Source organism: Streptosporangium longisporum (assembly GCF_039534895.1).
Lineage (GTDB): Bacteria > Actinomycetota > Actinomycetes > Streptosporangiales > Streptosporangiaceae > Streptosporangium > Streptosporangium longisporum.
This window is the reverse complement of record NZ_BAAAWD010000011.1, coordinates 133,437-158,476: the sequence shown is the minus strand read 5'-3', so window position 1 is coordinate 158,476 and position 25,040 is coordinate 133,437. Positions and strand designations below refer to the sequence as shown.

Sequence of the window (25,040 nt, the reverse complement as noted above, 5' to 3'; positions counted from 1 at the left end):
CCCGCCCAGCAGTGTGCAAGCCCACTGTCCTTCCCACATTGTGCCTCCTTGAGCAAAGACCGATGCGCTTTCACTTTTGGCGTGGCGTTCTAATCTCACATCCGAAGCGGAATGAGGTTCAGGCCCAAAGTATCCTTAACATCGTCTCGGCTGCACCGAAGTCGACAGGCGTACCAGACGAATTAAGCCGCGAGACTCCGTGAGGGATTGAAACGGCCAATTCTGGCTCCCGGGATTAAGGAAAGCGAAGGCGTATAGGACGTTCGGAGATGCTGTATCCATCGGCCCCGATTTCGAGTTTGGTGGCAATGCCACCAATGTTTTTCCTTTTGATCGAGCTCAAAAAGCAAATTGAGTGTGTTGTAACTGAGTCTCAGGTGTATGGTCCAGCCCTCACGACATGATGGCACATAGTCGAGTCACGGAAGTCGACAATGACATCCAGCGGTCATGCGGCTGGCGACTGGTCGTTCGTGAGGCATTCCTTGCCGCTCACCGGTTCAAGATGTCTGCATACTTGGTCATGTACTTGCACTCCTCTTTGCCACCGACGTCTCTCAACAAGTGACGGCGCAAGTGCGTCCAATCTCCACCTCGATCGGTTTCCCTTCTCTGCACCTGGACAATGGGAACCCCAAGCGCGGACTATGCAACATCTCTAACTGTGACTGGCACTGTCGTTCACCCCGCTCCTACCCAACTTGGCACGCCCCTCGTGCCTTGACGGAAGGCGTCGGGGGGGACTCGGTGAATTCTGACATGCTGCCTGTGTCACCCACAGGACAGCCACGCCCAAGGGATTAGGGGTCGTGCAGCGGGCCAAGTGGAATCGGTTCGGATCAAAAGCATTGCAGCCGTCATCGCCCACGCGAAAGCTCATGATCCTCCCCAACTCGTTTCGTGGAAAAACCGCATGTCGTGTTTCCTGGGGGCCGCATGCGTCAGTCGTACTAATCGACGATGAAGCAACCTGGGCCATGAGGAGCAAGTTTGAACCCGGCGGGGGACTTGTGTGGTGCGGCCCGTGTGTGTGCTGATGTATTCTTCCACATGAGCCCTTCACGACGATAGCAGAGCCTTCCCCTCATTCCACTCGTGGGCTCCGCACAACAGGCTAACCATCGATAAGTGGAGGCAGTAACCACGGATCACCACTGTCTGTCGTCAAGGCAGAGACTAATCCCACGCCAGGCAGTGTGTTCGTTATATGACGTCTGCGTGATGGCGGCTCTGAAGTAGTCCTCTCTGGAGGTCTGTAGCCATGAGTGTGTTTCGCGCGAACGTGACGAGCGTCGAAACAAATCCTCTGCTCGTGCATCTCCGCCGCCCAGTGAGGCACTGGGCTCCCTCGCCTTCCCTAAGCTAGGTGCTAGAGGCACCTGGTAGAATCAGCGGGGCCTTTTTGACGACACCCCGCGTTGAGATGTCGGGGGGTGCAGGCTGCGCATCGCCACCGGTGTGCCCGTGGCAGGAGTACACACGCACTTCTCTCGTGGCTCATCCAGGAAATCCAGTGTCACTCGGCTGCAAGAGTCCAGCACAGTGGCTCGCCCGGACCGCTGAGCGGCTCCCCTCCCATCTTCTTTCCTGGAGTGACCCCGTGCCCAATGGAGCGTCTGCGTCCAAGAGGACGAGAATGACGGGTCACCGCTCATTGCCTGGTGTACTCGATCCTGTTGTGCGTGATGCCGATCGAATCCCCCTTCGTCGGGCCAGATCGACGACGAGACGCGTCCTCGCCCGGCGGGTGCGATGGCAGGTCTGGCATGCGTAGAATGCTGCAAGAGGAGATGACAAGTTGACAACGATGCAGGCAGACAATGGAAGACTCCGTCGAGGACCGAGGCGAGGAGAGCGCGGGAATCCGCGGGGAGCGCCGGCTGCCGAACGGCGACCGTCCTGGAAACTGGTGGGTCGTAGGGGTGAGAGCGGGAATTGGGGACGATTCTGAACCGATCCCTTTTCCGCTCTCGACCATGGGTGGAATCCGGAATTCGCAGCATGTCCGCGCTTTCTGGTCGGAGCCAGGGGCGCAAATGCGCGATGAGCGGGAAATTCCGTGCTCACCTCTGGCCGAAGAGTGGCCGTGACGTCGAAAGCGACGCGATCCCTCTCACCGAGGTAGGCGAGAAGGCCCGTCGGGACCGTCCGGACATCGGACTCGGACACGCCCGATGGGGCCGAGTGATAGCGCCCGGAGCATCGGGGAGCGGTCGAAGGCGCGTGAGGTACGGGTGGAGATCGGCGAGGGTCCCCATCGGTCAGTGTCAGGCGATCCGGCACTGTGCCGCGGCATCCGGGTGGTCACGCCGTGTCCGCGGACATGTTCGCCGTCCGGGACGAGGTCATGGGGGATCTGTACGAATGCTCGACGATCGGGGCGTCGATTTCTGGACACTACCTTCTTCCGCCTGCACGTGTCGACATGGCCGCTCGATGGACGTCGAGGTCGGCGTCGTCACCGACAAGCCCGTCGAGGCGACGGCCGGGTCACCCCCGTCTGCTGTCGGCGGGCCGGTACGCGACGCGTGACCTACGTCAACCACGGCGCCGGCGAACCGCGCCCTGATCGAGTGGGTACGGGAGCAGGGCTGACGTTCGACTGCGTGGAGAACCCGGCGGGTGACCGGTTCGGCTGCCGGTACGAGGCCTATCTCACCGACCCCAGGTCCGAGCGGATGAAGACCCGCTGGCGCATCGAGCTGGCGATCCGCCTGGCCGACGAACCCTCCACTGCGGGCACCCCATGAGGTGAGAGACGGTCGGGAGGATCTGCATCGTATCCTCACATCGTCTGCGCTCAACGCTCATAGGCGTCTGTTTTGATTGCGCCGTGGCCGAGCGGAACACGTCAGGGGAGAGCGATGCGCTCTGGGCCATGGGGTGCGGGGTCTCGGTGGCCGTCGCGCCGGCGTGTGCGGTGCTGGGGACCTTCGTCGACGCCCTTCTGGTCTCCCGGGCCCACGGGTACTGCCTCGACGAGTCCGGTACGGGAGAGGACTTCTTCGACCTCACCTGGATGGCGGGCAGGCTCATCGTGTTCCCCGTCGTCACGGGGGTCTCGCTGCTCGCCTCGTTCCCGATCGTCCTGATCGCCCACCGGGTACGGTTCGCTGACCACGGATGGTGGAAGGCGGTCATGACGGCTTTCGCGATCCTCGTCTCCATCACCGGGCCGGTGGCGACGATCGTCCACGACGTCGCCACCGAAGGGATCACGGGTGACTGCGACCCGCCCTGGTGGCCGTCCTGGCTTCCCCTGTGACGCGACCCGGGATCGCGTCCGCCGGGGGGACAGGCGAAAGGACCTCAGGCCGCCGCGACGGCTTCGATCTCCAGGGACCAGGCCTCGTCGTAGATGCCGGTGATGATCACGGTCAGGGCGGGGGCGTGGCCGCCGAGCACCTCGTGGCGGATCCGGGCGTTGGCCTCCCGGTGGCGCCGGTCGGACAGGAAGACGGTGACCTTCACCAGATCACGTACGGTCATGTCCGCCGCTCGCAGGACGGACAGGACGTTGCGCCAGGCCAGCCGGCACTGGTCGTCGAAGTCGTCCGGGACGTGCCCGTCGTCGTCCTCGGGGACCTGGCCGCTGATGAACAGCAGCCTGGTGGCGCCGGTGACCAGGGTGCCCTGGCCGTAGGAGCGCGGCTGGGGATCCAGCGTGGTGATCTGCACGGCAGGCACAATAGGTGATCCGGCCGTACGGGGCGAGCAGTTTTCTCCCGCGACCGCGGTCCACCGTCCTCGTCCACCGGACGTCGGTGTCCTTCGCCGGGAGCCGCGGAGGGTGTCCGACGGGACGGGCCGAGCGGTCGTGCGCGGCGCTCATCTGCCGGGCGGCGCGCCCGGGGCGGGTCGCGGTATCGTCGGCGCTCCCGATCCCTGTGAAGATCCGCGTCGCTCCCGGACGCCCGGTCCGTGAGCCGTACGCGGTAAGGCGGTGCGCGGTGAGACCGCGAGCCGTGCGCCGTAAGACCGTGCGCGGTAAGGCCGTATGTGGTGAGCCGTGCGCGGTGAGCCGAATGCCCGGAAGGAGAAGGCGAGTGGTGGAGAAGCCCGTGCGGTACACCTCCTCCGAGGAGGACAGTGCCCGGTGGGACGGGTTCCCGTTCCGGCGGGGCGACATCGTGATCAGCACGCGTTCGAAGAGCGGTACGACGTGGATGCAGATGATCTGCGCGCTCCTGGTCTTCCGGACCCCTGAGCCACCGCGACCGCTGTCGGAGACGTCACCGTGGCTGGACCACCTGGTCGTCCCGAGGGACGAGGTGTACGCGCGGCTGGAGGCTCAGCGGCACCGCAGGTTCATCAAGACGCACACACCGCTGGACGGGATCCCGATCGACGAGCGGGCCACCTACATCGTCGTGGCCCGCCATCCGCTCGACATGGCCGTGTCCCTCTACCACCAGAGCGACAACCTCGACCGCGAACGTATCCGCGTGCTCACGAACGGGCCGGAGCCGTCCGCGCCGCCACGGCCGAGGCCGCCGTTGCGCGAATGGCTGCTGAGCTGGGTGGAGCAGGACGTCTCGCCCATGGAGGAGATGGACTCCCTGCCGGGGGTGATGTGGCATCTGTCGGACGCCTGGGCACGTCGTCTCCGGCGGCCGAACGTCCTCCTGGTGCACTACGACGACCTGCTGGGTGATCTGGACGGTCAGATGCGCGGGCTCGCCCGGTCACTGGGCATCGAGGTGCCCCCGGAGGACTGGCCGGCGCTGGTGAGGGCCGCGACCTTCGCCAGCATGCGGTCCCGTGCCGCCGAGCTCGCCCCCGATCCCGTCGGCATCCTCAAGGACACCGCCGCCTTCTTCCGCCGCGGTACGTCCGGGGCGGGCCGCGAGACCCTCACCGGCGACGAGCTGCGCCGCTACCACGAGCGGGCGGCCCGGCTGGCCCCACCGGATCTCCTGGAGTGGCTGCACCGCTCCTGACGTCCCCGGCCGGTCGTCCGGAGAAATCCCGGCGCGGCCCGTAGTGGAGCGCCCTTCCCGTTCGTCATGCAGGTGACGAGGACGACGAGGACGTCAAGGAGAGGAGAGCACCCATGGACACGGTCACCGGTACGCAGGTGGCGGTCACCCTGCCCGTCCCCATACCGCGCGAACGGATGTGGGACACGGTCACCGCGGTGGACAGGACCGCGGAGTGGAGCCCGGAGGTCATCGGCGGCGGCTGGTGCGACGGCGCCCGGGGACCGGTCGCGGGGGCCCGGTTCATCGGCCGCAACCGGTTTCCCGGCGGGCATGAGAGCATGGTGACCTGCGTGGTCGTCGAGGCGGAACGGCCGGACGTCTTCGCGTGGGCCGTTCTCGACGACACCGGCCGGATCAGCTCGACGTGGCGCTACGAGCTGCGCGAGGGGGACGAGCCGGGGAGCACCCTGGTCCATCACTCGTTCACCCACGGCCCCGGCGCCAGCGATCCCCGCCGGAGGGCCGGGACCGATCCGCGGGTGCTCGATGACCGCCTGGTCACCCTGTGCCAGAACATGATCACCACGATCGCCGCGATGACCACCGCCGATTCCACGACAGGAGCGACCCGATGAAGTACCTGATGCTGGTGTGCACCGACCCGACGTACACGCCCGGCCAGGACGACGACGCCCCGGACGTGCGGGACTGGGTCGCGGAGATGGACGGCAAGGGGGTCCGGCTGATGGGCAACCGCGTCCGGCCGACCAGCGACGCGACCACGGTCCGCGTCCGTGACCGCGAGGTGCTGCTGACCGACGGCCCGTACGCGGAGACCAAGGACCAGATCGCCGGGTTCGACGTCCTGGAGTGCGCCGACCTCGACGAGGCCATCGACGTCGCGTCCAGGCACCCGATGGCGTGGAACGGGATGATCGAGCTGCGCCCGTTCTGGCCCGACGACGAGGACTAGGGGACCGGCGAGGCGATCACGACGGGCGGCACGGGTGACGGATCCGCTGATGAAGGACCGGATCGCCGGGATCTACGCCGACGGCTGGAGCCGGATCGTGGCCACCATGATCCGGTTCACCGGCGGTGACTGGGACCTGGCCGAGGAGTGCGCGCAGGACGCGTTCGCGCAGGCACTCCAGCGGTGGCCGGAATCGGGCGTACCGGACCAGCCTTTGGCGTGGCTGACCACCACGGCGCGCAACCGCGCCATCGACCGGATGCGCCGCGCGTCGACCGAGACGGCGAAGCTGCGGAAGGCGGCCGCGTTGGACCTGGAACCACCGCCCTACCCGAGCGACGGCGAGATCCCCGACGAGCGCCTGGAGCTCATGTTCACCTGCTGCCATCCGTCGCTGGGTCTCGACGCCCAGGTGGCGCTGACCCTGCGGAGCCTGGCCGGCATGAGCACCGCCGAGATCGCGCGGGCGTTCCTGGTGCCGGAACGCACCATGGGCCAGCGCCTCTTCCGGGCGAAACAGAAGGTCGCGCACGCGGGCATCCCGTTCCGGGTGCCGCCCGCGCACCTGCTGCCCGACCGCCTTCCCGCCGTGCTCCACGTGCTCTACCTGCTGTTCAACGAGGGGTACGGGGACGTGGGCAAGGCCCGGCTGTGCCGGGAGGCCATCCGGCTGGCACGGGTGGTGACGGAGCTGATGCCCGACGAGCCCGAGGCGCAGGGCATGCTCGCGCTGATGCTGCTGCACGACGCCCGGCGGGCGGCGCGCACGAACGCGTCCGGCGACGTGGTCACCCTGGCCGAGCAGGACCGCTCGCTGTGGGACCGGGAACGGATCGCGGAGGGCGCCGCGATCTGCGAACGGGCGCTGCGCCGGCGCCGGGCCGGGCCGTTCCAGCTCCAGGCGGCCATCGCGGCGTGCCACGCCACCGCGGAGGCCGCCGGCCGGACGGACTGGCCGCAGATCGTCGGGCTGTACACGCACCTGGTGCGCATCGCGCCGAGCCCGATCGTGGATCTGAACCGCGCCGTGGCGGTCGGCATGGCCGACGGTCCCGGGGCGGCGCTGGCGCTGGTCGAGGAGATCGCCGGGAGCGGGCGGCTCGACGGCTACCACCTGCTGCACGCCACCCGCGCCGACCTGCTGCGACGCCTCGGCCGTACGGGGGAGGCGGCCGACGCCTACCGGGCGGCGCTCGGCCTCGCGCCCACCGACGCCGAGCGCCGTTTCCTGCGCGACCGGCTGCGGGGGCACTGACGGCGTGCCCGGCCCGCGCCGTCCGCGACCCGGCCCGCGCCGTCAGTGCCCCGGCCCGCAGCAGGGGCCGCGACCGGGCCCGCAGCCGGTTTCGCGGTCCGGTTTCCGGGCGGTCGGTTTCGTGGTCCGGTTTCCGGCCGGGGTCCGTGACCGTCCCGGAAATCCGCGTCGTCGTGGACGTCGTGCGGCCGCCCGGCGGGACAGGCCGGGCGGCCGCACGAGGGTCACGGGGGCGTACGGGGATCAGACGGGGTCGAGGTACCAGATCTGGTTGCCGGCGACGATGCCGAGGCCGGAGTCGGTGTTGCCGGTGATGGTCTGCTGGTCGAGGGTGGTGCCGCTGCCGGGCGGCAGGTCGAGCACCTTACCGCTGTGGCGGTTGACCAGGTAGAACGTCCCGTCGGCGACCCGTTTGAGGGTCCACTGCTGGCTGTTGGCGCTGCCGCAGGTCGCCTGCCTGATCTGGACGCCGTTGGACGTGCTCGCCGAGACGAGGTCCAGGCACTTGGAGCTGTTGACGTTCATCAGCTTCCAGTACGACCCGGTGGCCTGGAGCTGCCAGCGCTGGCTGGTGGCGCCGGACGGCGCGTTGTGCGTGACCAGCGCGCCGGACACGGTCGAGCCGCCCGCGGGCTCGGCGTTGTCGCGGCTGCCCAGGCCCCGCAGGTAGTAGACGCTGTTGTTGACCGGCGCGATGCCCGTGACCTGGTTGAACACCCACTTCTGGTTGGCCGCGCCGGTGTAGGTCTCCTGGGTGACGGGCGCGGGGTAGGCGCCGCCCGCGGTCAGGGCCAGACCGGACAGCCAGTCGAAGATCGCGAACGTGTTCCCGCCGGTCGGCAGGTAGGCGAAGCGCATGCCGTCCTGGCCGGCGCAGGCGTACTGCAGGAGGGTCGTGCCGGGTGTGGTGCCGCTGTAGGCGCTGTCGGCGCACAGGCGGCTGCCGACGTTGATGAACTGCAGGCCGGTCGTGTAGCCCATCAGCCACTTCTGGCCGGGGGTGTCGACGCGGGCGCGCTGGCTCAGCTCGGTCAGCGGCGCGGTGGAGGCGCCGATGGGTTCCAGCGCGCCTCCGGTGGAGGCGTTCGTGATGACGTAGGTGTTGCCGACCTTGGGGTGGGGGTCGCTGTCGGCGGTGCCGCCCGCGATGAGGTAGGCGCTGTTGGCGGTGTTCCAGTGGGTGGCCAGGTAGCTCCCGGCGGCGGGGGCGGCGTTGTAGTAGTCGTCCCGGTTGCAGTCGGGCAGCCGGTAGTCGTTCCACTGCAGGCAGCTCCACGAGGGCGTGCCGCCGTAGCACATGAGGTCCCACTGGTCGAGGCAGTGCCAGCTGCCGTCGGAGTGGGGCGCGCTGAGCTGCACCGCTCCGAAGGTGTGTCCCAGCTCGTGGGCGATGGCGTTCGCGCCGAAACAGCCCGGGATGGCGTCCACGCGGGCGTAGGCGCGGCCGTTGTTGAGGTTGGCGGACCCGGTCGTCAGGTCGTCGCCCTGGATCTCCCCCATGCCGCAGATCGCCGTGGCCTCGGTGAGCAGCAGGTAGTGCCGGTCGTTGCTGGTGTAGCCGAGGGCCTGCACGGCGCTCACGCTGGAGTAGAAGTCGACCAGCGAACCGGCGGGGACCACCAGGTTGCGCACGACGGCGGCGCAGCCACCGGACACGGCCGTGGTGACGTACCGGATGTGCCTGCTGCGGTTGGAGGTGGCCGCGCCGTCGTTGAACGCGTCGTCGGCGTTGCCCAGCCAGGCGCGGAACATGGGCAGGAACTGCGTGTAGCGGTTCGGCATCGTCGCCTCGCGCACGTACAGGACCTCGACCCGCTTGCCGCTGGTGCCGTCGCCGTCACAGGCCACCACCTGCGGGCTCACCTTCGCCTCGACCTGGCTCTTCGCGAGGGCCTCGGGGCCGACGCGCTGGCCGATCTTGGCGCCGGGGAAGACGTCGGACACGACGTGGGGACGGTCCTTGCCGGGTGGTGGTTCGGCGGCCGACGCCGATGGGGGTGAGGCGACCAGACCGGCCGCGATGAGGAACCACGCGGCGGCCAGGGAGAGGTTTCGCCTGAGCTGCATTCCGATGAACTCCGATCGGTACGGACACGTCCTATATGGACGGTTCATCGGCAATGATCACATTATAAATATATAAATCGATTGGTTTGTAATATATGTCACAAAGCGTTGACTTCAATAACGATGAATGTGCAGTCGGAACGTCATTACTTCCTGTAATTATTCTGGTAAACATGAATACTTGGGTTTTAAGACGGTGGTCATATTTAAGGGCATGTGAATCATCCTTTATTCTGTTTTCCTCGCCGGAAATGTGGTTATCGCATGTCCGCGCGCGCTTTTCGGCCATCGCCGTACCGGCCGGTCGCCGGTCGCCGCGTCCGGGCCCGGCAAGGACCCGGCAGGACACGGCCTTGTGAAGGCCCGTCCGTCCCCGGCGCACCCGGCGTTACCATCGACGGATGGTCGAGCCGTCGGGCAGGAGCCGGATCCCGCGGTGGTCGCGACGGGTGCTCGCCGTCGCGGTCGGCCTGTGCGCGCTGGCGGGGATGGTGCGGCTGGTCGCACCGGCCACCGCGGGGACGACCGGCGAGCCGCCCGGGGTGCGGCGGCAGCTGACGTTCCTGCGCTCGGCGCTGGACGGCGGCGCCGGGGACGAGGCGCAGCGGCTGTTCCCCGAGGGGTACTTCTTCCTGCACGCCCTGTACGGCCTGGCCTGGGTGGAGCTGGGGATGCGCGAACCGGCCGGTGAGCGGTCGGCGGCGCTGCGGGAGGCACGCTGGGCGCTCGGACGGCTGGAGTCGCCGTCCGGCCGCGCCCCGTTCAGCCCGGACCTCGTCCCGCCGTACGGTGTCTTCCACCGCGGCTGGAGCAACTGGCTGCGCGGCGGGGTGCTGAGCCTGCAACCGGCCGGGAGCCGCGATCCGGCCGAGTCGCGCCGGTTCGCCGACGACTCCGCCGCGCTCGCCGATGCGTTCGGCGCCTCGGCGTCACCGTACCTGGAGGCCTACCCGGGGCAGGCGTGGCCGGTCGACTCGACCGTGGCGATGGCGTCGCTGCGGCTGCACGACACGCTGCTGCCGCCCCGGTACGCCGGCACGGCCGAGCGCTGGCTGGAGGGGGTGCGGCGCAGGCTCGACCCGCGTACCGGGCTGGTCCCGCACCGGGTCGACCCCGGCACCGGAGAGCCTGCCGAGGTGGCCAGGGGCACCTCGCAGAGCGTCGTCCACCGGTTCCTGCCCGAGATCGACCCGGCCTTCGCGGCCGGGCAGTACCTGCGCTTCCGTGACCGGTACGTCGCCTCCCCGCTCGGCCTGGGACCCGCCGTCCGGGAGTACCCCGAGGGCATGGACGGCCCGGCCGACGTCGACTCCGGGCCGCTCCCGCTGGGGGTGAGCCTGTCGGCGACCGTGGTCACCCTCGGCGCGGCCCAGGTCCACGGTGACGCGCCGCTCGCCGGGGCACTGGCCGGGTACGGCGAGCTGGCGGGCCTGCCGGTCGACACCCCGTGGACCAAGCGTTACGCCTTCGGCCTGCTCCCGGCCGGTGACGCGTTCCTCGCCTGGTCGAAGACGGCACGGCCGTGGGTGGCGCGGCCACCGGGCCCGCCCCCGGCGAGCGTCTCCGGGTGGTGGCGGCTGCCGCTGCTGACGGTACTGGCCGCGATCGGCGTCGCGCCGTGGCTGCCCGCCCTGGTACGGCGCCATCGGCATCACCGGCGCCTCCGGACCGGCCGGCGCGGCTGACGTCGAAGGGATGTCCTCACGCCACCGGGTCCGGTGGCACCACCGGGCCCGGCGTCAGCGGGTCGTCTCCGTCCGGGTCTCACGGGCCGCCAGCGCGAGCACGTCGGCGACCGACCACTGGTCGTAGGCGTGCTCGCCGTACCTGCACGCGAGGACCCGCCCGTCCGGTGCGATCAGGAAGTCGGCGGGCAGCCCGAGCCGTCCGCCGCGCACCCGGCGGGACGGTGCGCGCTCCCGCCCGAGGGCGATCGTCCACAGGCCGCGCGCGACGGCCCGGACGATCGCTCCCCAGGCCCGGGGGTCGAGCAGCGAGCGCGGGGACGACTCCACCCCGAACTCCGCGTACAACCTCTTGTCCGGGTCGGCGAGGACGGCGAACGGCAGGCCGTCGACGTGCGCGGCCAGTTCCTCGGCCGGGGAGTGGAACACCACCACCTCGCGGACGCCCGCCGCCTCGATCCCGGCGTGCCCGGTGACGAAGGAGCGCAGGTGCATGTTGCAGATCGGGCAACCGGCGAAACGCCGGAACTGCAGGTGGACCAGGTGTGAGCGGTCCGGGACGGGGACCACGGAGCCGGTGACGGAGAACAGCTCGCGAGCGGGGACGACGGTGCCGGGCTGGAGGCGCATGGGGACTCCCGTGTAGGTGTACGGCATACGCTCACCATTGTAGGCGTATGCCGTACACTTTCAGCCGTCATGCCCCGACCGCGTTCGCTCACCCAGGACCAGATCGCCGAGGCCGCCCTCGCCGTCATCGACCGCGACGGCCTCCCGGCGTTGTCGATGCGCGCGGTCGCCGCCGAACTCGGCATGAGCACGATGGCGCTCTACCGGTACGTCGACGACCGCCAGGAGCTGGAGAGGCTCGTGGTCGAGCTGGTGCTCGGCGGCGTCGACCTGTCGCCGCCGTCCGGCACGTCGTGGCGCGAACGGATCGCGGTGCTGGTCGCCCGGATGCGCGACCACGTGGGCGCGCACCCGGGCGTCGTACCGCTGACGATGACCCACCGGCACCGCTCCCTGGGGATACTGCGCTGGTCGGAGGCGGTGCTCGGCGTCCTGGCCGATGCGGGCGTCGAGGGCCGGGAACGGGTCGTCGCGCTGCGCGGCCTGCTGAGCTACACGGTCGGCGCGATCCAGCTGGAGCACCTGGCCTCCCTCTCGGGCGCGGGCACGACCGCCCTCGCCGGGCTGCCCCGCGCGGAGTTCCCGTACACGGCCGAGACCGCGGGGCACGCGCGGCTCGTCGACGCCGACGAGGAGTTCCGCGGGGGCCTCGACCTCGTGCTGCGCGGGATACGCGACACCTGATCGGCGCCCGCAACGGCCGGTGCCGTGCCCCGTGTACGGGGTCGTGCGAGGGGCCGAGCCCGTCCCGGGACGGTGAGTGCTCAGAACAGCAGGCGTACCGCGGCGAGCAGGGTGAGGCCCAGCGTGATCCTCTCGAACAGGGTCCGGTCGATGCGGTCGACGACGGCACGGCCCGCGGCGGCTCCGGCCAGGACGACCGGGGCGCCCAGCGCGGCGAAGAGCAGGGTGGAGGGGGTGATCAGGCCGAGCGCGACGCTGAACGGCACCTTGAAGGCGTTGACGGTCAGGAAGAACCAGGCGCCGGTGCCCAGGAGACCCAGCACGGGCAGCCCCGCAGCCAGGAGGTAGATCGTCATGACGGGACCCGCGGCGTTGGCCGTCATGGTGGCGAAACCGGCCAGCACGCCCGCGAGCGCGGCCACCGAGCGGTGGTGCACGAGCGAGTCCTCCGGTGCCCGGCGCCGGTTCCACAGGTGCACGACGACGATCATCAGCAGGATCCCCCCGAGCAGCCGCCTCATCTGCGTGTCGTCGACCTGGCGCACCACCCCGGCACCGATCACCACGCCCAGGGCGACCCAGGGGAAGAGCCTGATCAGCCGGGGCCAGTCGGCGTGGCGCCGGTAGGAGAGCACGGCGGCCAGGTCGCCGACCAGCAGCAGGGGCAGCAGCATGCCGGTGGACTGCCGGGTCGGCAGCACCAGCGCGAACAGGGCGATCCCCACCGTACCGGCGCCGGAGACGCCGGTCTTGGAGAAGCCCACCAGGAACAGGGCCCCGGCCAGCACGACCCACTGGAGGGCGTCGAGGGAGGGCATCAGCCGTGCCGGTGGGAGGGGGAGCAGGTGCGCGTGGCGGGAGAGGTCACAGGAGACGGTACATGATGTGCAGGCCCACGAAGCCCCTGGTCGGATGCTCGAAGCCCTCCGGCAGGGTGGCCATCACCTCGAATCCCAGCGAGGTCCACAGCGCGACCGCCCGGGTGTTGGTCTCCACGACCGCGTTGAACTGCATCGCCCGATATCCCTGGGCGCGTGCCCACTCCAGCGCGTACTCGCCCAGGGCCCGTCCGACGCCACGCCCGGAGCGGCCGGGGTCGACCATGAAACTCGCGCTGGAGATGTGCGAGGCCCCGCCCATGTGGTTGGGGTTCATCTTGGCGCTGCCCGTCACGGTCCCGTCGGCGTCGACGGCGACGACCGTGTGTCCCGGAGGGCTCAGCAACCACATCTCGCGGGCCCGTTCCCGGCCGGTGTCACGGTCCCAGGTGAAGGTCTCGCCCGCCGCGACGATCCCGCTCAGGAAGGACCAGATCGCGGGCCAGTCGTCCGCGGTGGCCGCTCTGATCAGCATCCGGCAAGCATCACCGTCCTGGCCCGCGCACCGCAAACCCTTTTCCCGCCCTCCCGGCCCTCCCGGGGTCCTAGCCGGAGAACCTCCCGGCGCGGTCCCGGGCCCATCGTGCGGCCTCGGCCGCCTGGGCACCGGTGACGGGCGCGCCGGGTACCCGGCTCAGGCGCTCCACCTGATCGGCGTAGCGCAGGTGCTCCCGGTGGGCGTGTTCCCGGCAGGGCAGGCAGGTGACGCTCTCCGGACGCGCGGAGGTCATCGCGTAGGGCACCTGGAGACCGCAACCGGTGGTGACGACGCTCGGCGCGTCGGGCACGAGCCCCAGCAACGACACGATCACGTTGCGGAAGCCGGCACCGGCCTGCACCGCGTCGTGGGGGACGTGGACGTGCGGGTCGGTCCGGCTCATCTGCGCCCACCCCTTCGTCCGGGTCGTCCCCGACCAGGCTAACGCGCGGACGGCGTCCCGGTCGTGTCCGGTGCCGGCCACGATCCACGCCGGTGGGGGGCACGACGTCCCGCGCGGGTGGGGTACGGCGTCCCGCACCGGTGGGGGCACGGCGTCATCCGGCCGCCGGCGACGGCGGGCTCACCCGCGGGGCGCGCAGGTGACGTCCCCGGCGGGCAGGGGGCCGCCGCGCAGGTAGTCGTTGACGGCCCGGTCCACGCACGCCACCGGCCGGAGCCCGCCGAGCGCGCGTCCGTAGACGCCGTGGGCGCGGACGTCCGCCGTCACCAGTCGCGAGGAGGTGAGCCTGCGGTGCAGCGCGAGGGCACCGTCGTAGGGGACGTTGCCGTCCCTGCGGGCCTGCACCATCAGCACGGGCACGTCGTTGCGGATCGAGGTCCCCGGTTCACGCGGCCGGACCCCCCAGAACGCGCACGGGGCGATCATGCCGTTGACGAGCGGGCCGAACACGGGCTGGGTGGCGCGGCCGCGCACGATGTTGCGCCAGTACGTCTCCGGGTCCTTCGGCCAGCCTCCGGCGGGCCAGCCGCCGTCGCCGCACATGAACAGCGCCCCGCCCACCATGCCGTCCGCCAGCTCGGGAGAGCCGAGCAGCGTGAGCAGCGCGGTCAGGTCCGGGCCGGGCTCGACCGGCCTTCCCGCGGAGATGCCGGCCAGGTCGCGCACGACGTTCGCCAGGGCCGCGTCGTGCTCCCGGTCCTGGAGCAGCTGCCTCATCAGCAGCCGCAGCACGGGGGCGTCGAGGCGCGTCCCGCCGACGGGGACCGGCTTCCTCTCGGCGCGGCCGAGCAGATCGCGGACCACCGCGCGCACCTGGGAGCCCGTACGGCCGAGCCGATACCCGCCGTGCCGGGCCACCCACCCGGCCCACTCGTCCAGCGCCTTCTCCAGCGGTTCACCGGCCCGCCGGAACAGCTCGTACTGCGTGGCGGCCGGGTCGCTGGAGGAGTCGATGACCATGCGGTCGGCCCGGCCGGGGAACATCTGCATGTAGACCGCGCCCAGGTCGGCGCCGTAGGAGACGCCGTAGTAGGACAGTCTTCGCTCGCCCAGGACGCTCCGGATCACGTCCATGTCCCGGGCGACGTTGCGGGTGGAGGCGTGGGGGAGCAGCCGCGCGTTGTCCCCGTGGTCCACGCAGCGTCGAGCCGTGTCACGCGCGGCCCGTACCGACGCCTCGAAGTCCCTGCGGGGGGACGTCGACGCGGGCGTGGCGACGGGCCGGGAGGCGGCGCATCCGATGGGCGTGCTCTCCCCCAGGAACCGCGGATCGAAGCCGATCAGGTCGTAGCGGCCCGCCACGTCCTTCAACGCGGGGCGGAGGGACAGGGTGTTCGCGAGCCCCGTCCCGCCGGGACCGCCCGGGTTGGACAGCAGAATGCCGCGCCGATGGGCCTTGGAGCTCGCCGCGACCCGGGAGATCGCGATCGTGATCGTGGGCCCGCCGGGATCGGCGTGGTCGAGGGGAACGGTCACCTTCGCGCATCGCGCACCCGCCCGGTTCAGCTCCTCGTACCGCGCCGGGCACGCCCGCCAGGTAAGACGCTGGTGCTCGTAGGAGACGGAGGACGGGGCCCGTGAGTCCGAGGCCGTCGCGGACGCCGCGGGCATGACCCCCGTCAGCAGGATCGAACTCAGGCCGATCGTCATCGTGAACGTCGCGCGCATCATGTCCCTCGGGTCCGGTGACGGTGTCGTGAGCGACGCTAGGGACGCGCCACCGCTCCGGGGATCGGCCGGACGGCCGATGATCGCCGCCGTCCGGCCGATACGGACGTTCCTCAGCCCCCGAGCCGTTCGACGAGGTGAACGGTGATCGTGTCACCGGCCTGCTTCCCCGTCGCCCGGCGCAGCGCGGCCGAGACCGGCAGCTTGTGGGTCCCGTCCCCCAGCGCCATGAACGAGCTCCGGAACGGGTGCCCGTCCATGGTCCCGCGTACCTTGACCAGCCCCCGGGTGCCGAAGTACTCGGCCGAACCGGGCATCACCACGTAGGTCCACCCGCCCTCGGCGGGGCTCTTCCGCATGGTCGCGGTGAACCGCCTGTCCAGCGCTCCCGGGGCCTTCCCGTCCTTCGTCTCCACGTCCTTCGTCTCCACGTCCCTCGTCTCCCTGTCCTTCATCTCCACGTCCCGGCGATGACCGTGATCGCGACCAGCTTGAGCAGCCAGTCCCCCGCGTGGATCGCCGCCAGGCGCCAGGGAACCCTCTCGTGCAGCACCGAGCCGGCCAGCAACACGCAGGGGAAGCCGATCCACAGCACGCTTGCCAGCACGAGCGCCCCGGGCCATCCGCTCACGTCCGCCTCGCGGGTGAGCCACGCGAGGACCACCGCGACCAGCGCGCCGCGGCCCAGCTCCGCCACCACCGTCCAGGCCGGTGGCCGCTCCGCGGTGGCGTAGGCGTCGGACAGCCTCGCCAGCCGGGCACCGAAGGCCGTGTACCAGGCCGTGCTCAGCAGGAACGCCGTGACCGTGGCCACCGCGACCGCCAGGTGGTTCAGTTCGGTCACCTCTCGGACCTCCTTCGTCCCGGAGTCCTCGGACGGAGGACTCTCAGGGGGGACGTCGGGGCCGGGCGACTATTCTCGACACGCCACACCAGAGAATTCCGGGGCGGGTACCTGTCGTGAAATACGTGATCCTGATCTACAGCAACCCGGAGTCCCGGCAGCTGTGGGACGAGTTCCCCGCCGAGCGGCGCCGTGAGGGGCTGGAGGCCTACGCCGCCCTCGACGAGGCGCTGGCCGCGACCGGCGAGCTGATCGTCTCGGAGGCCCTCGCGCCCTCGGCCACGGGCAGGCGGGTCCGGGTGGAGGCGGGGGTGACGACCTCGGCCGACGGCCCCTTCGCCGAGGTCAAGGAGGTCGTGGCCGGTTTCTACCTCGTCGAGTGCGACGGGCTCGACCGTGCGGTCGAGATCGCCGCCCGCGTCCCCGAGGCGGCCCTGGGCCTGGTCGAGGTCAGGCCGGTGACGACGCTGTCCGGTTTCGGGGTATGAGCGACCACCTTCGCGACATGGCCGACCACGCCGGGTTCGCGTGGCAGCGGCGGCTGCGCGAGCTGGCCCCGCAGGTCCTCGGGGCGCTGGTGCGCCACCACGGCGGCTTCGACGCCTGCGAGGACGCGCTGCAGGAGGCCCTGCTGGCCGCGACGACCCAGTGGCCCGTCCAGGGCGTACCGGACGACCCCAAGGCGTGGCTGATCACCGTCGCCTCCCGGCGGTTCATCGACCGCCACCGCAGCGACACCGCCCGCGCCGGCCGGGAGCGCGCGCTCGCCGTCCTGGTGCCCGCCGATCCGGGGGCCGTCCCGGACGTCGACGACACCCTCACCCTGTTCCTGCTGTGCTGTCACCCCGCTCTCACCCGGCCGTCCCAGGTCGCCCTGACCCTGCGGGCGGTGGGCGGGCTGACCACCGCGGAGATCGCCCGCGGGCTCCTGGTGCCCGAGGCCACCGTGGCGCAGCGCATCAGCCGGGCCAAGCACCGCATCAGGACCTCCGGCGTACGGTTCCGGCCGCCCGGCGCCGCCGACCGCGCCGAGCGGATCCGGAGCGTCACGGAGGTCCTCTACCTGGTCTTCACCGAGGGGTCGACCGCCAGCTCCGGCCCCACGGTCGACCGGGCCGACCTCTCCGCCGAGGCGGTCCGGCTGGCGCGCCGGCTGCACGCCCATGTGCCCGGCGACGGTGAGGTCACCGGGCTGCTGGCCCTCATGCTGCTCACCGAGGCGCGCAGACCGGCCCGCAGCACCCCCCGCGGTGACCTCGTGCCCCTGCCCGAGCAGGACCGCGGCCTCTGGGACACCGCGATGATCGCCGAGGGGACCGCGCTGATCACCCACGCCCTGCGGACCGCGCCGATCGGCCCCTACCAGCTTCAGGCGGCCATCGCGGCCGTCCACGACGAGGCCGCCCGGCCCGGGGACACCGACTGGCGCCAGATCCTCGTCCTGTACGACCTCCTGGCCCGGCTCGCCCCGGGCCCGATGGTCACGTTGAACCGGGTCGTGGCCGTCGGCATGGTGCGCGGCCCCGCCGCCGGGATCGAGGAGCTGCACGCCGCCCGGGAGGAGGCGGCCATCGCCTCGCACTACCGGTTCGACGCGGTCCACGGTTACCTGCTCGACCTCGCCGGTGAGCACGAGGCCGCCAGGGCGTGCTACGCCCGGGCCGCCGCGCGCACCCTCAGCCTGCCCGAACAGCGCTACCTGCGATCGCGCGCCACCGGCGGCCCGGCCCCCGAAAAGGACCGGTAGGCCCCACCGCCACCGGTCAGGACGCGGTCGCGGCCTCGATGAGTTCCTGCAGCCGCAGCCCCCGGGCCGCGTCCAGCTCGCCCGCCCGGCCCGACCGTACGGCCGCGGCGAACTCGGCGCGCAGCACCGGCCAGCACTCCTCGTGGTCGATGCCCGCGGTGTCGAAGACCAGCTCCCCGGCCGGTCCGAACAGCTCGATCCTGGTACGCGCCCCAGGCAGCGGGACCGTACCGGACAGGGATGCCTGGCTGACCGCGCCGTTGCCGTGCTCGCAGGTCAGCTCCACCCAGCGGCGCGGGTCGCCGGTCGCACGGACGGCGGTGACGGGGCCGACGGCGGCGTCCAGCAGGTCCAGCAGGTGCGGGCCCAGGTCGAGCAGGGCCCCCTGCTCCAGCCGCCAGCCGGTGGCGGACTCCCCGCCGAGGAAGGCGCCGTGCAGGTAGCACGAGCGGGCCCCGGTCACCTCCAGGCCGGCCGCGCGGCGCAGGAACTCCCGCGTGGCCGGGTGGTAGCGCTTGGTCAGCACCATCTGGGAGACGACCCCGGCGGAGGCGACGGCGTCGGCCACCGTGCGGGCCGACGCCAGGTCGGGCCCCAGCGGTTTGTCCAGCAGCAGGGCCCTGCCCGCGCGGGCCGCGCGTACGGCGAGCTCCGCCTGCACGGCGGGCGGGACGGCGAACGCGACGGCCTCGCACCGCTCGAACAGCTCCTCCGGTGTTCCGGCGACCGCCGCCCCGTACGGTTCGGCGACCTCGCGGGCCGCGGCGGGACGGCGCGCCCAGACCGCGGCGAGCCGGGTCTGCGGCCCCGCGGCCAGCATCCGGGCGTGCATGGCCCGGGCCCACGGCCCGGCGCCGATCAGGCCGACCTCGACGGGAGGACCGGACCAGGCCGGGACGGCGGGCGCGCTGGCCCCGGGGGCGGGGGAGGGGGTGGTCACGGCCGGCTCCCGGAGTGTCCGGTGGGACGGGCCGCCGGGCGTGGCGGGGCGGGGGTTCTCATGCGTCGCTTCCGGTGGCCAGGTGGGACGGGCGGGCGGCCAGGCGGGCGTCGGCCTGGCCGGGGGCGTACAGGTGCTCGACCACCATCGCGGCGATCCCGGCCAGCGCGGCGCGGTCGCCGAGGCCGGAGGTGACGACCTGCAGGTTGCGGGTGGCCCGGGGCAGCGCCCGCTGGTACAGCAGCTCGCGTACCCCGGTGACGAAGTGCGTCTCGGCCAGATCCCCGGCGATCATGAGGACGCCGGGGTTGAGCAGCGTGACGACGGTGACGAGCACCTCGCCGCAGCGCCGCCCGGCCTCGCGGGCCAGGCGTCCGGCGTCGGGGCTGCCCGCGTCGAGCAGGGCGCGGACGTCCGCGCCGGACTCGGCCGGCACGCCGAGGGCGGTGAGCTGCCCGGCCAGGGCACGTCCGCTGGCGACGGCGGCCAGGCAGCCGTACGAGCCGCACATGCAGCGCACGTCGGGCTGGTCGTGCAGGCGGATGTGGCCCAGGTCCCCGGCGCCGCCGTCGATGCCGCGGAAGATCCGCCCGTCCACGACGACGCCCGCGCCGATCCCGTTGGAGACCTTGACCAGCACGAACGCCGAGCAGCCCGGGAACGAGGCGCGCTGCTCGCCCAGCCCCATCAGGTTGGCGTCGTTGTCGACCAGGACCGGGACGGCCGCGTCCACACCGGCGCGCAGGTTCACCAGAGCCTGCATGCGTTCGGGGACCGGGTGACCGTCCCAGCCGGGCATGACCGGTGGCCGCACCACCCTTCCGGTGGAGGTGTCCACCGGTCCCGGCAGCGACAGGCCCACCCCGCAGACCGCCTCGGGAACGGTCCCGGTGGACTCCAGCAGGTCGGCGAACCAGACGGCCAGCCGGTCGAGGACCCGTTCGGGACCGTCCTCGATCGGCTGGCCGCCGGAGCGCTCGGCCAGCACGCCGCCGGCCAGGTCCAGGACGGCGGCGCGGGCGTGGGTGGTGTCCAGGTCGGCGGCGAGGACCACCGCGTGCCGGACGTCGAACTCCAGCAGGGTGGACGGGCGACCCCCGGTCGAGTGGCTGCCCGGGACGGCGCGCAGCCAGCCCGCGGCGAAGAGCTGGTCCAGCCGCTGGCCGACCGTGGACCGGGACAGGCCGGTCACGCTCTGGAGCTCCCCCCGGGTCCGCGCCTGTCCGGTGCGGATCAGTTCCAGGAGATGACCTGCGGTGCTCCAGGGCGTTGCCATCCGGTACGTCTCTCCCAGCCTCAGCTCTTGTCCGCCCCGCTGGTGAGGCCCTCGGTGAGGAGCCGTTCGGCGGCGTAGAAAAGAAGTACCACGGGGATGGTCAGGATCACCGACCCGGCCATCAGAACCGTCTTGGGCACCTCGATGCCGTTGGCGAGCTGCTGCAGGCCCAGCGAGACCGTCCAGCTGTCGGGGACGGCCGCCAGGAACAGCAGGGCGAACAGGAACTCGTTCCAGGCGATCATGAAGACGTACAGGCCGGTCGCCATGAGCGAGGGCGCCGCGAGCGGCAGCACGATCCGGCGCACGGTCTGCAGCCGCGAGCAGCCGTCCAGCGCGGCGGCCTCCTCGACGCTCCTGGGGATGGTGACGAAGTAGTTCTTCAGCATGTAGATCGAGACCGGCACGGTCTGCGCGATGTAGACGATGACCAGGCCGAACAGGCTGCCCTGCAGTCCCATCTTGGCGAACATCACGAACAGCGGGACCGCCAGCAGGGTGGCCGGGAACAGGTAGACGGCCAGGAACACCGCGCTGACCTGGCGCCCGCCGAAGAACCTCAGCCGGCTGACCGCGTAGGCGCCGGGGATCGACGCCAGCAGGGTCAGCGCCACGGTGGCCAGGGCGACGAGCGCGGAGTTGCCGAGCATCCTCAAAAAGCCCTGGCCGCCCTCCTCGACCGACTGCAGGACGTTCTGGTACGTGCTGAAGGTGAGCTCGGACAGGTTCACCCAGATGCGGCCCGGGTCGAGCAGCAGCTCGTCGATCGGCTTCACCGAGAGCACGAGCATGTAGTAGAAGGGGAACAGGGTGACGACCGCCAGGACGGCGATCACGATCCAGCGCAGGACGCCGAAGATCCTCTGTTCGGTCCGAGCGCGGCTCATGACGCCTCCTCCTGAACCCTCTTGGCGAAGAATGTGAAGTAGATGCCGAGCAGTACGGCGAGGATGACGGCCAGGACCAGGGCCTGGGCTGCCGCGGCCCCCACGTCGTAGCGGGCGGTGAGGAAGTCGTAGACCCGGACGGCGACGACGTCGGTGCCGGAGCCGCCGCCGGTGAGCAGGTAGACGTCGTCGAACTTGTTGAACGTCATGATGAACCGCAGCACCGACAGCAGCGCGATCACCGGCATCAGCTGGGGCAGCAGGATGTAGCGGAAGCGCTGGGTGTGCGTGGCGCCGTCCACGGTGGCGGCCTCCTCCAGCCCGACCGGCACGGCCTGGAGCCGGGCCAGCAGGAACAGGAACGCGAACGGGAAGTAGCGCCAGATCTCGAAGGCGATGACGGTGAGCAGCGCGAGCGGGATCTCCACCTGCCAGCCGAGGATGGAGATCTCGTGGGAGCGGGTCGACAGGAAGGCCAATGGCTCGTCCCAGCCGAACAGCGTGGTGCCCCACTGGTTGACGATGCCGAACTGCGGGCTGAGCGCGATCTCCCAGACGAACGTGACGGCCACCACGGGCGCGACGTAGGGCAGCAGCATCGAGCCGCGGAACAGGGCCCGGCCGCGGAAGGGACGCCGCAGCGCGAGGGCGGCGATCAGCCCGATCAGGATCGAGCCGACGGTGCTGCCGATCGTGTAGACCAGGGTGGTCCACAGCGAGGTCCAGAAGCCTGGCGAGGTGAAGACCTGGACGAAGTTGTCCAGGGTCCAGTTGGACAGCAGTCCCATGCCCTGGATGTCGACCAGCCGCGCGCGCTGGAAGGCGAGCAGCACGGTCCAGGCGATGGGCAGGATGACCACGACCGCGACCACCAGGACGGTGGGGGAGACGAAGGTCATTCCGGCCCGGTTCTCACGCTGGGCCAGGGTGAGGGGTCTGCGCGACCCGGGCCGCGGCTCCGGGTCCGGGGCGGGGGACGGGCGCTGCTCGGCGTCTTGCACGGTGCTCATCGCGGCTTCCTAGGGGGACAGGGCCGAAGGCGGCTCACTGGAGGGACTTCTGCAGGGCCCTGACTTCCTCGGCGGCCTCCTTGGCGGCCTCGCCGGGGGAGATCTGGCCGGAGGTCATGGCGCCGACCGCCTTGGGGATGGGCAGCTCGCCGATCGTGGCGCCGACCAGCGCGCCCTGACCCTCGGTGATGCCCCAGCGCTTCATGTCGCTGACACCGGCGGCGAGCGCGTCGAGGAGCTCGGCGGAGAAGACGTCCTCCATGGGCTTCTTGGTGTCGACGCCGATGTCGCTGGCCCGCCAGGCCTTGCGGTACTTGTCGGGCTCCTCGGCGGTGCCGTTGCGGACCGGGATCTTGCCCTCGGCGGCCATGCCGAACCAGTCCTCGTACCCGCCGCTCATCATGTACGACACGAACCTCTCCGAGGCCGCGGTCTCGGCGTTCCGGGTGACCACCCAGGAGGAGATCTCCCCGAACTGCGCGGGCTGCGCGCCGCCCGAGCCCTTCAGGGCCGTGACGATCCCGCTGTTCTCGGACAGGAACTGCGGGTCGGGACCGCACTGCCGGCAGCTGGGCAGCGCGTCGGCGCGCAGGCCGGCCAGCTCGTCCAGCAGGAAGGTGGACCAGACGATCATCGAGGACTGGCCGGCGAAGTAGGTGGCGCGGGTGGAGTCCACGCTCTGGGTGCCGGGAGCGCCGTAGTCGGCGGCGAGCCGGTGGTAGGTCGTGAAGGCCTGGACACACTGCGGGCTGTCCAGGCCGATCCGGCCGTCGGCGCCGACGAGGCGGCAGTCGTTGGCGAGCGCCAGGTCCTCGAAGCTCTGCTGGGTGAAGACGTCGCTCGGGTCGGTGGCGAGCGACATGCCGCTGTTGCCGGGGGCGTTCAGGGCCTGGGCGGCCTTGAGCATGGCGTCGTAGGAGTCGGGGACGGCGAGCCCGGCCTTGGCGAACAGGTCCTTGCGGTAGACGAGGATCTGCATCCAGGCGTCGCTGGGAACGCTGAGCCGGGTCGACTTGTCGCCGGTCAGCGCCAGCGCGTTGGGGTTGAAGGTCCCGGCGCCGAGCCCCTGGACGATCCTGCCCGGGGCGGCGGTGTCGAGCAGGCCGTTGGTGTACATCTGCCAGACCGCGGCGAGCGGGACGCTGCCGATGACGTCGGGCAGGGTCCCCGCGGCCGCCGCGGACATGATCAGCTGGGGGAGCTGGCCCTCGTCGATCCCGACCAGCTCGACCTGGACGCCGGTCTCCTGCTGGAACGCCGCGACGATCTTCTTGGTCACCTCCATGCGCGGGGTGAGGTTCTCCAGGCTCCAGACCGTGATCCGGTTGTCCGGAGCACCCCTGCCCTGGGCGCCGCAGCCGGACAGCAGTCCCGCCGCCAGCGTGACGGCCACGCAGGCCGCCACCGCTCTCGCCCTTCCCGTCCACCCTCGCATGGATCTTCCTAACTGCCGCCGCGTGTTACGTACGCGTTGCATCAGAGCACCACTTCTGTCTGTTAACAAGACCTAAGCTTGGTATATCTTCGACATAAATCAGCATCATCTGCGTAACGCTCACCCCAAAAGCGATCTCCCGGAGCCCCCTGTGGTACGCGTCGTCCAGTTCACCGGTCCCCGTCAGGTGGAGATCGCCACCGGCGAATCCACCCCCCTCCCCCCCGGTCACCTGCGTGTCCGGACCTGCTACTCGGGCATCTCCGCGGGCACCGAGCTCACCGCCTACCGGGGCACCAACCCCTACCTGACGCGTTCCTGGAGCCCCGAGGCACGCCTGTTCCGCGACGCCGGAGGTGGGATCTCCTACCCGGTCGCGGGCTGGGGATACTCCGAGGTGGGCGAGATATGTGAGATATCCCCGGAATTATTGGACATGCCCGGAATACCCCAGCCCGGTGACATGGTGTGGGGAGTGTGGGGTCACCGCAGCGAGGGTGTCGTCCCCGCCGCCCTGCTGAGCGGCCACCGCCTCCCCGCGGGGCTGTCCCCGCTCGCCGGCGCCTTCGCCCGCGTCGGGGCCATCGCCTACAACGCCGTCCTCGCCGGTGACATCCACGTCGGCGAGGAGGTCGCCGTCTTCGGCCAGGGCGTGCTCGGCCTGCTCGTCACCCGGCTGGCGGAGCTGAACGGCGCCGGCGTCACCGCCGTCGACACCCTCGACTCCCGCCTGGCCAAGGCCAAGGAGTACGGCGCCCTGCGCACCCTGAACCCGCGCGCCGACGCCGTCGCCGAGCGCATCCGCGAGGCCACCGGCGGACGCGGCGCCGACGTCGCCATCGAGATCAGCGGCGCCTACCCGGCCCTGCACGAGGCCGTGCGCTCGGTCACCGTGGGCGGACGCGTCGTCGCCTCGGGCTTCTACCAGGGCGACGGCGCGGGCCTGCGGCTGGGCGAGGAGTTCCACCACAACCGCGTGCAGCTCGTCTCCTCGCAGATCGGCGGGGTGCCGCCGCAGCTCGCCGGGCGCTGGACCGTGGACCGGCTCCAGCAGACCTTCCTGCGCCTGGTCGCCGACGGCCTCGTCGACGTGAAGTCCCTGGTGAGCCATGTCATACCGGCCGCCGACGCGGCCGAGGCCTACGTCCTGCTGGATGAGCGTCCCGCCGACGCGCTCCAGGTCGTCCTGGAGTTCTGA

At 70.9% G+C, this 25,040-nt stretch carries 25 protein-coding genes; 11 read left to right on the top strand and 14 right to left on the bottom strand.

Features of this window, described 5'->3' with window-relative positions; translation table 11 throughout:
• The first annotated feature begins 2,573 nt into the window (after nt 1–2,573).
• Nucleotides 2,574–2,750, top strand: a complete 177-nt coding sequence (locus tag ABD832_RS21295) for a hypothetical protein (RefSeq protein WP_344898135.1) — start codon at nt 2,574–2,576, stop codon at nt 2,748–2,750.
• Nucleotides 2,751–2,833: 83 nt separating this feature from the next.
• Nucleotides 2,834–3,265 (top strand): hypothetical protein, encoded by a 432-nt coding sequence (locus tag ABD832_RS21290; protein ID WP_344896042.1) that lies wholly within the window; start codon nt 2,834–2,836, stop codon nt 3,263–3,265.
• A gap of 44 nt (nt 3,266–3,309) precedes the next feature.
• Here the strand turns inward: ABD832_RS21290 and ABD832_RS21285 are convergent, their stop codons facing one another.
• Nucleotides 3,310–3,678, bottom strand: coding sequence for a RidA family protein (locus tag ABD832_RS21285; protein ID WP_344896039.1), 369 nt, complete (start codon nt 3,676–3,678; stop codon nt 3,310–3,312).
• Between the two features lie 368 nt (nt 3,679–4,046).
• Between ABD832_RS21285 and ABD832_RS21280 the strand changes: the two genes are divergently transcribed.
• From ABD832_RS21280 to ABD832_RS21265, 4 genes are all read left to right on the top strand, one after another.
• Complete coding sequence (locus ABD832_RS21280) at nt 4,047–4,940, top strand: sulfotransferase domain-containing protein (RefSeq protein WP_344896034.1); 894 nt, start codon at nt 4,047–4,049, stop codon at nt 4,938–4,940.
• A gap of 113 nt (nt 4,941–5,053) precedes the next feature.
• Nucleotides 5,054–5,557 (top strand): SRPBCC family protein, encoded by a 504-nt coding sequence (locus ABD832_RS21275; RefSeq protein ID WP_344898133.1) that lies wholly within the window; start codon nt 5,054–5,056, stop codon nt 5,555–5,557.
• The gene (locus ABD832_RS21270) at nt 5,554–5,895 is read left to right on the top strand and encodes a YciI family protein (protein ID WP_344898131.1); all 342 of its coding nucleotides are present in this window, start codon (nt 5,554–5,556) and stop codon (nt 5,893–5,895) included. Before ABD832_RS21275 ends, ABD832_RS21270 begins: the two co-directional genes overlap by 4 nt.
• Before the next feature lie 49 nt (nt 5,896–5,944).
• Entirely contained in the window at nt 5,945–7,150 is a 1,206-nt protein-coding gene (locus tag ABD832_RS21265) for an RNA polymerase sigma factor (protein ID WP_344898129.1), read from the top strand.
• Between the two features lie 243 nt (nt 7,151–7,393).
• On the opposite strand, the gene ABD832_RS21260 is transcribed toward ABD832_RS21265, so the two are convergent.
• Complete coding sequence (locus tag ABD832_RS21260) at nt 7,394–9,217, bottom strand: RICIN domain-containing protein (protein ID WP_344898127.1); 1,824 nt, start codon at nt 9,215–9,217, stop codon at nt 7,394–7,396.
• 401 nt (nt 9,218–9,618) lie between these two features.
• Between ABD832_RS21260 and ABD832_RS21255 the strand changes: the two genes are divergently transcribed.
• On the top strand, nt 9,619–10,902 hold the full coding sequence (locus ABD832_RS21255) for a hypothetical protein (protein WP_344898125.1): 1,284 nt from the start codon (nt 9,619–9,621) through the stop codon (nt 10,900–10,902).
• Nucleotides 10,903–10,956: 54 nt separating this feature from the next.
• Here ABD832_RS21255 and ABD832_RS21250 read toward each other — a convergent pair whose 3' ends face one another.
• A complete protein-coding gene (locus ABD832_RS21250; RefSeq protein ID WP_344898123.1) occupies nt 10,957–11,559 on the bottom strand; it encodes a peroxiredoxin-like family protein in 603 nt (200 codons plus the stop codon).
• Nucleotides 11,560–11,601: 42 nt separating this feature from the next.
• On the opposite strand from ABD832_RS21250, the gene ABD832_RS21245 reads away from it, so the two are divergent.
• Nucleotides 11,602–12,216 (top strand): TetR/AcrR family transcriptional regulator, encoded by a 615-nt coding sequence (locus tag ABD832_RS21245; protein WP_344898121.1) that lies wholly within the window; start codon nt 11,602–11,604, stop codon nt 12,214–12,216.
• An 80-nt stretch (nt 12,217–12,296) separates the two neighbouring features.
• Here the strand turns inward: ABD832_RS21245 and ABD832_RS21240 are convergent, their stop codons facing one another.
• The 6 genes from ABD832_RS21240 to ABD832_RS21215 all read right to left on the bottom strand — a co-directional run bounded on the left by ABD832_RS21240 (nt 12,297) and on the right by ABD832_RS21215 (nt 16,547).
• A complete protein-coding gene (locus ABD832_RS21240) occupies nt 12,297–13,034 on the bottom strand; it encodes a sulfite exporter TauE/SafE family protein (RefSeq protein ID WP_344898119.1) in 738 nt (245 codons plus the stop codon).
• A 46-nt stretch (nt 13,035–13,080) separates the two neighbouring features.
• A complete protein-coding gene (locus ABD832_RS21235; protein WP_344898117.1) occupies nt 13,081–13,569 on the bottom strand; it encodes a GNAT family N-acetyltransferase in 489 nt (162 codons plus the stop codon).
• Nucleotides 13,570–13,639: 70 nt separating this feature from the next.
• A complete protein-coding gene (locus ABD832_RS21230; protein ID WP_344898115.1) occupies nt 13,640–13,975 on the bottom strand; it encodes a hypothetical protein in 336 nt (111 codons plus the stop codon).
• A gap of 180 nt (nt 13,976–14,155) precedes the next feature.
• Entirely contained in the window at nt 14,156–15,706 is a 1,551-nt protein-coding gene (locus ABD832_RS21225; protein ID WP_344898113.1) for an alpha/beta hydrolase, read from the bottom strand.
• A gap of 110 nt (nt 15,707–15,816) precedes the next feature.
• On the bottom strand, nt 15,817–16,134 hold the full coding sequence (locus tag ABD832_RS21220; protein WP_344898111.1) for a DUF1905 domain-containing protein: 318 nt from the start codon (nt 16,132–16,134) through the stop codon (nt 15,817–15,819).
• 20 nt (nt 16,135–16,154) lie between these two features.
• A complete protein-coding gene (locus ABD832_RS21215) occupies nt 16,155–16,547 on the bottom strand; it encodes a DUF1761 domain-containing protein (protein WP_344898109.1) in 393 nt (130 codons plus the stop codon).
• Nucleotides 16,548–16,663: 116 nt separating this feature from the next.
• Between ABD832_RS21215 and ABD832_RS21210 the strand changes: the two genes are divergently transcribed.
• Nucleotides 16,664–17,035 carry a YciI family protein gene (locus tag ABD832_RS21210; protein WP_344898107.1) on the top strand — a complete coding sequence of 124 codons (372 nt, stop codon included), beginning with the start codon at nt 16,664–16,666 and terminating at the stop codon, nt 17,033–17,035.
• Nucleotides 17,032–18,294 carry an RNA polymerase sigma factor gene (locus ABD832_RS21205; RefSeq protein WP_344898105.1) on the top strand — a complete coding sequence of 421 codons (1,263 nt, stop codon included), beginning with the start codon at nt 17,032–17,034 and terminating at the stop codon, nt 18,292–18,294. The genes ABD832_RS21210 and ABD832_RS21205 overlap by 4 nt, the downstream gene beginning before the upstream one ends.
• A 16-nt stretch (nt 18,295–18,310) precedes the next feature.
• Here ABD832_RS21205 and ABD832_RS21200 read toward each other — a convergent pair whose 3' ends face one another.
• Genes ABD832_RS21200 through ABD832_RS21180 form a run of 5 tightly spaced genes read right to left on the bottom strand, consistent with a single transcriptional unit; the run spans nt 18,311 to nt 23,842 of the window.
• Nucleotides 18,311–19,234 carry a Gfo/Idh/MocA family protein gene (locus ABD832_RS21200; RefSeq protein ID WP_344898104.1) on the bottom strand — a complete coding sequence of 308 codons (924 nt, stop codon included), beginning with the start codon at nt 19,232–19,234 and terminating at the stop codon, nt 18,311–18,313.
• A gap of 58 nt (nt 19,235–19,292) precedes the next feature.
• Nucleotides 19,293–20,510, bottom strand: coding sequence for an ROK family transcriptional regulator (locus ABD832_RS21195; RefSeq protein WP_344898102.1), 1,218 nt, complete (start codon nt 20,508–20,510; stop codon nt 19,293–19,295).
• A 20-nt stretch (nt 20,511–20,530) separates the two neighbouring features.
• Nucleotides 20,531–21,397 carry a carbohydrate ABC transporter permease gene (locus tag ABD832_RS21190; RefSeq protein WP_344898100.1) on the bottom strand — a complete coding sequence of 289 codons (867 nt, stop codon included), beginning with the start codon at nt 21,395–21,397 and terminating at the stop codon, nt 20,531–20,533.
• The gene (locus ABD832_RS21185) at nt 21,394–22,407 is read right to left on the bottom strand and encodes a carbohydrate ABC transporter permease (RefSeq protein ID WP_344898098.1); all 1,014 of its coding nucleotides are present in this window, start codon (nt 22,405–22,407) and stop codon (nt 21,394–21,396) included. Before ABD832_RS21185 ends, ABD832_RS21190 begins: the two co-directional genes overlap by 4 nt.
• A 34-nt stretch (nt 22,408–22,441) precedes the next feature.
• Nucleotides 22,442–23,842, bottom strand: a complete 1,401-nt coding sequence (locus ABD832_RS21180; RefSeq protein WP_344898096.1) for an ABC transporter substrate-binding protein — start codon at nt 23,840–23,842, stop codon at nt 22,442–22,444.
• A 151-nt stretch (nt 23,843–23,993) separates the two neighbouring features.
• Between ABD832_RS21180 and ABD832_RS21175 the strand changes: the two genes are divergently transcribed.
• On the top strand, nt 23,994–25,040 hold the full coding sequence (locus ABD832_RS21175) for a zinc-dependent alcohol dehydrogenase (RefSeq protein WP_344898094.1): 1,047 nt from the start codon (nt 23,994–23,996) through the stop codon (nt 25,038–25,040).

What these genes read in the sequence shown, in the direction of transcription:
- ABD832_RS21260 (WP_344898127.1), bottom strand. Translation starts at nt 9,217, where the DNA reads ATGCAGCTCAGGCGAAACCTCTCCCTGGCCGCCGCGTGGTTCCTCATC.
- ABD832_RS21230 (WP_344898115.1), bottom strand. Translation starts at nt 13,975, where the DNA reads ATGAGCCGGACCGACCCGCACGTCCACGTCCCCCACGACGCGGTGCAG.
- ABD832_RS21240 (WP_344898119.1), bottom strand. Translation starts at nt 13,034, where the DNA reads ATGCCCTCCCTCGACGCCCTCCAGTGGGTCGTGCTGGCCGGGGCCCTG.
- ABD832_RS21255 (WP_344898125.1), top strand. Translation starts at nt 9,619, where the DNA reads ATGGTCGAGCCGTCGGGCAGGAGCCGGATCCCGCGGTGGTCGCGACGG.
- ABD832_RS21225 (WP_344898113.1), bottom strand. Translation starts at nt 15,706, where the DNA reads ATGATGCGCGCGACGTTCACGATGACGATCGGCCTGAGTTCGATCCTG.
- ABD832_RS21190 (WP_344898100.1), bottom strand. Translation starts at nt 21,397, where the DNA reads ATGAGCCGCGCTCGGACCGAACAGAGGATCTTCGGCGTCCTGCGCTGG.
- ABD832_RS21245 (WP_344898121.1), top strand. Translation starts at nt 11,602, where the DNA reads ATGCCCCGACCGCGTTCGCTCACCCAGGACCAGATCGCCGAGGCCGCC.
- ABD832_RS21180 (WP_344898096.1), bottom strand. Translation starts at nt 23,842, where the DNA reads ATGCGAGGGTGGACGGGAAGGGCGAGAGCGGTGGCGGCCTGCGTGGCC.
- ABD832_RS21235 (WP_344898117.1), bottom strand. Translation starts at nt 13,569, where the DNA reads ATGCTGATCAGAGCGGCCACCGCGGACGACTGGCCCGCGATCTGGTCC.
- ABD832_RS21275 (WP_344898133.1), top strand. Translation starts at nt 5,054, where the DNA reads ATGGACACGGTCACCGGTACGCAGGTGGCGGTCACCCTGCCCGTCCCC.
- ABD832_RS21185 (WP_344898098.1), bottom strand. Translation starts at nt 22,407, where the DNA reads ATGAGCACCGTGCAAGACGCCGAGCAGCGCCCGTCCCCCGCCCCGGAC.
- ABD832_RS21205 (WP_344898105.1), top strand. Translation starts at nt 17,032, where the DNA reads ATGAGCGACCACCTTCGCGACATGGCCGACCACGCCGGGTTCGCGTGG.
- ABD832_RS21270 (WP_344898131.1), top strand. Translation starts at nt 5,554, where the DNA reads ATGAAGTACCTGATGCTGGTGTGCACCGACCCGACGTACACGCCCGGC.
- ABD832_RS21250 (WP_344898123.1), bottom strand. Translation starts at nt 11,559, where the DNA reads ATGCCGTACACCTACACGGGAGTCCCCATGCGCCTCCAGCCCGGCACC.
- ABD832_RS21265 (WP_344898129.1), top strand. Translation starts at nt 5,945, where the DNA reads ATGAAGGACCGGATCGCCGGGATCTACGCCGACGGCTGGAGCCGGATC.
- ABD832_RS21195 (WP_344898102.1), bottom strand. Translation starts at nt 20,510, where the DNA reads ATGGCAACGCCCTGGAGCACCGCAGGTCATCTCCTGGAACTGATCCGC.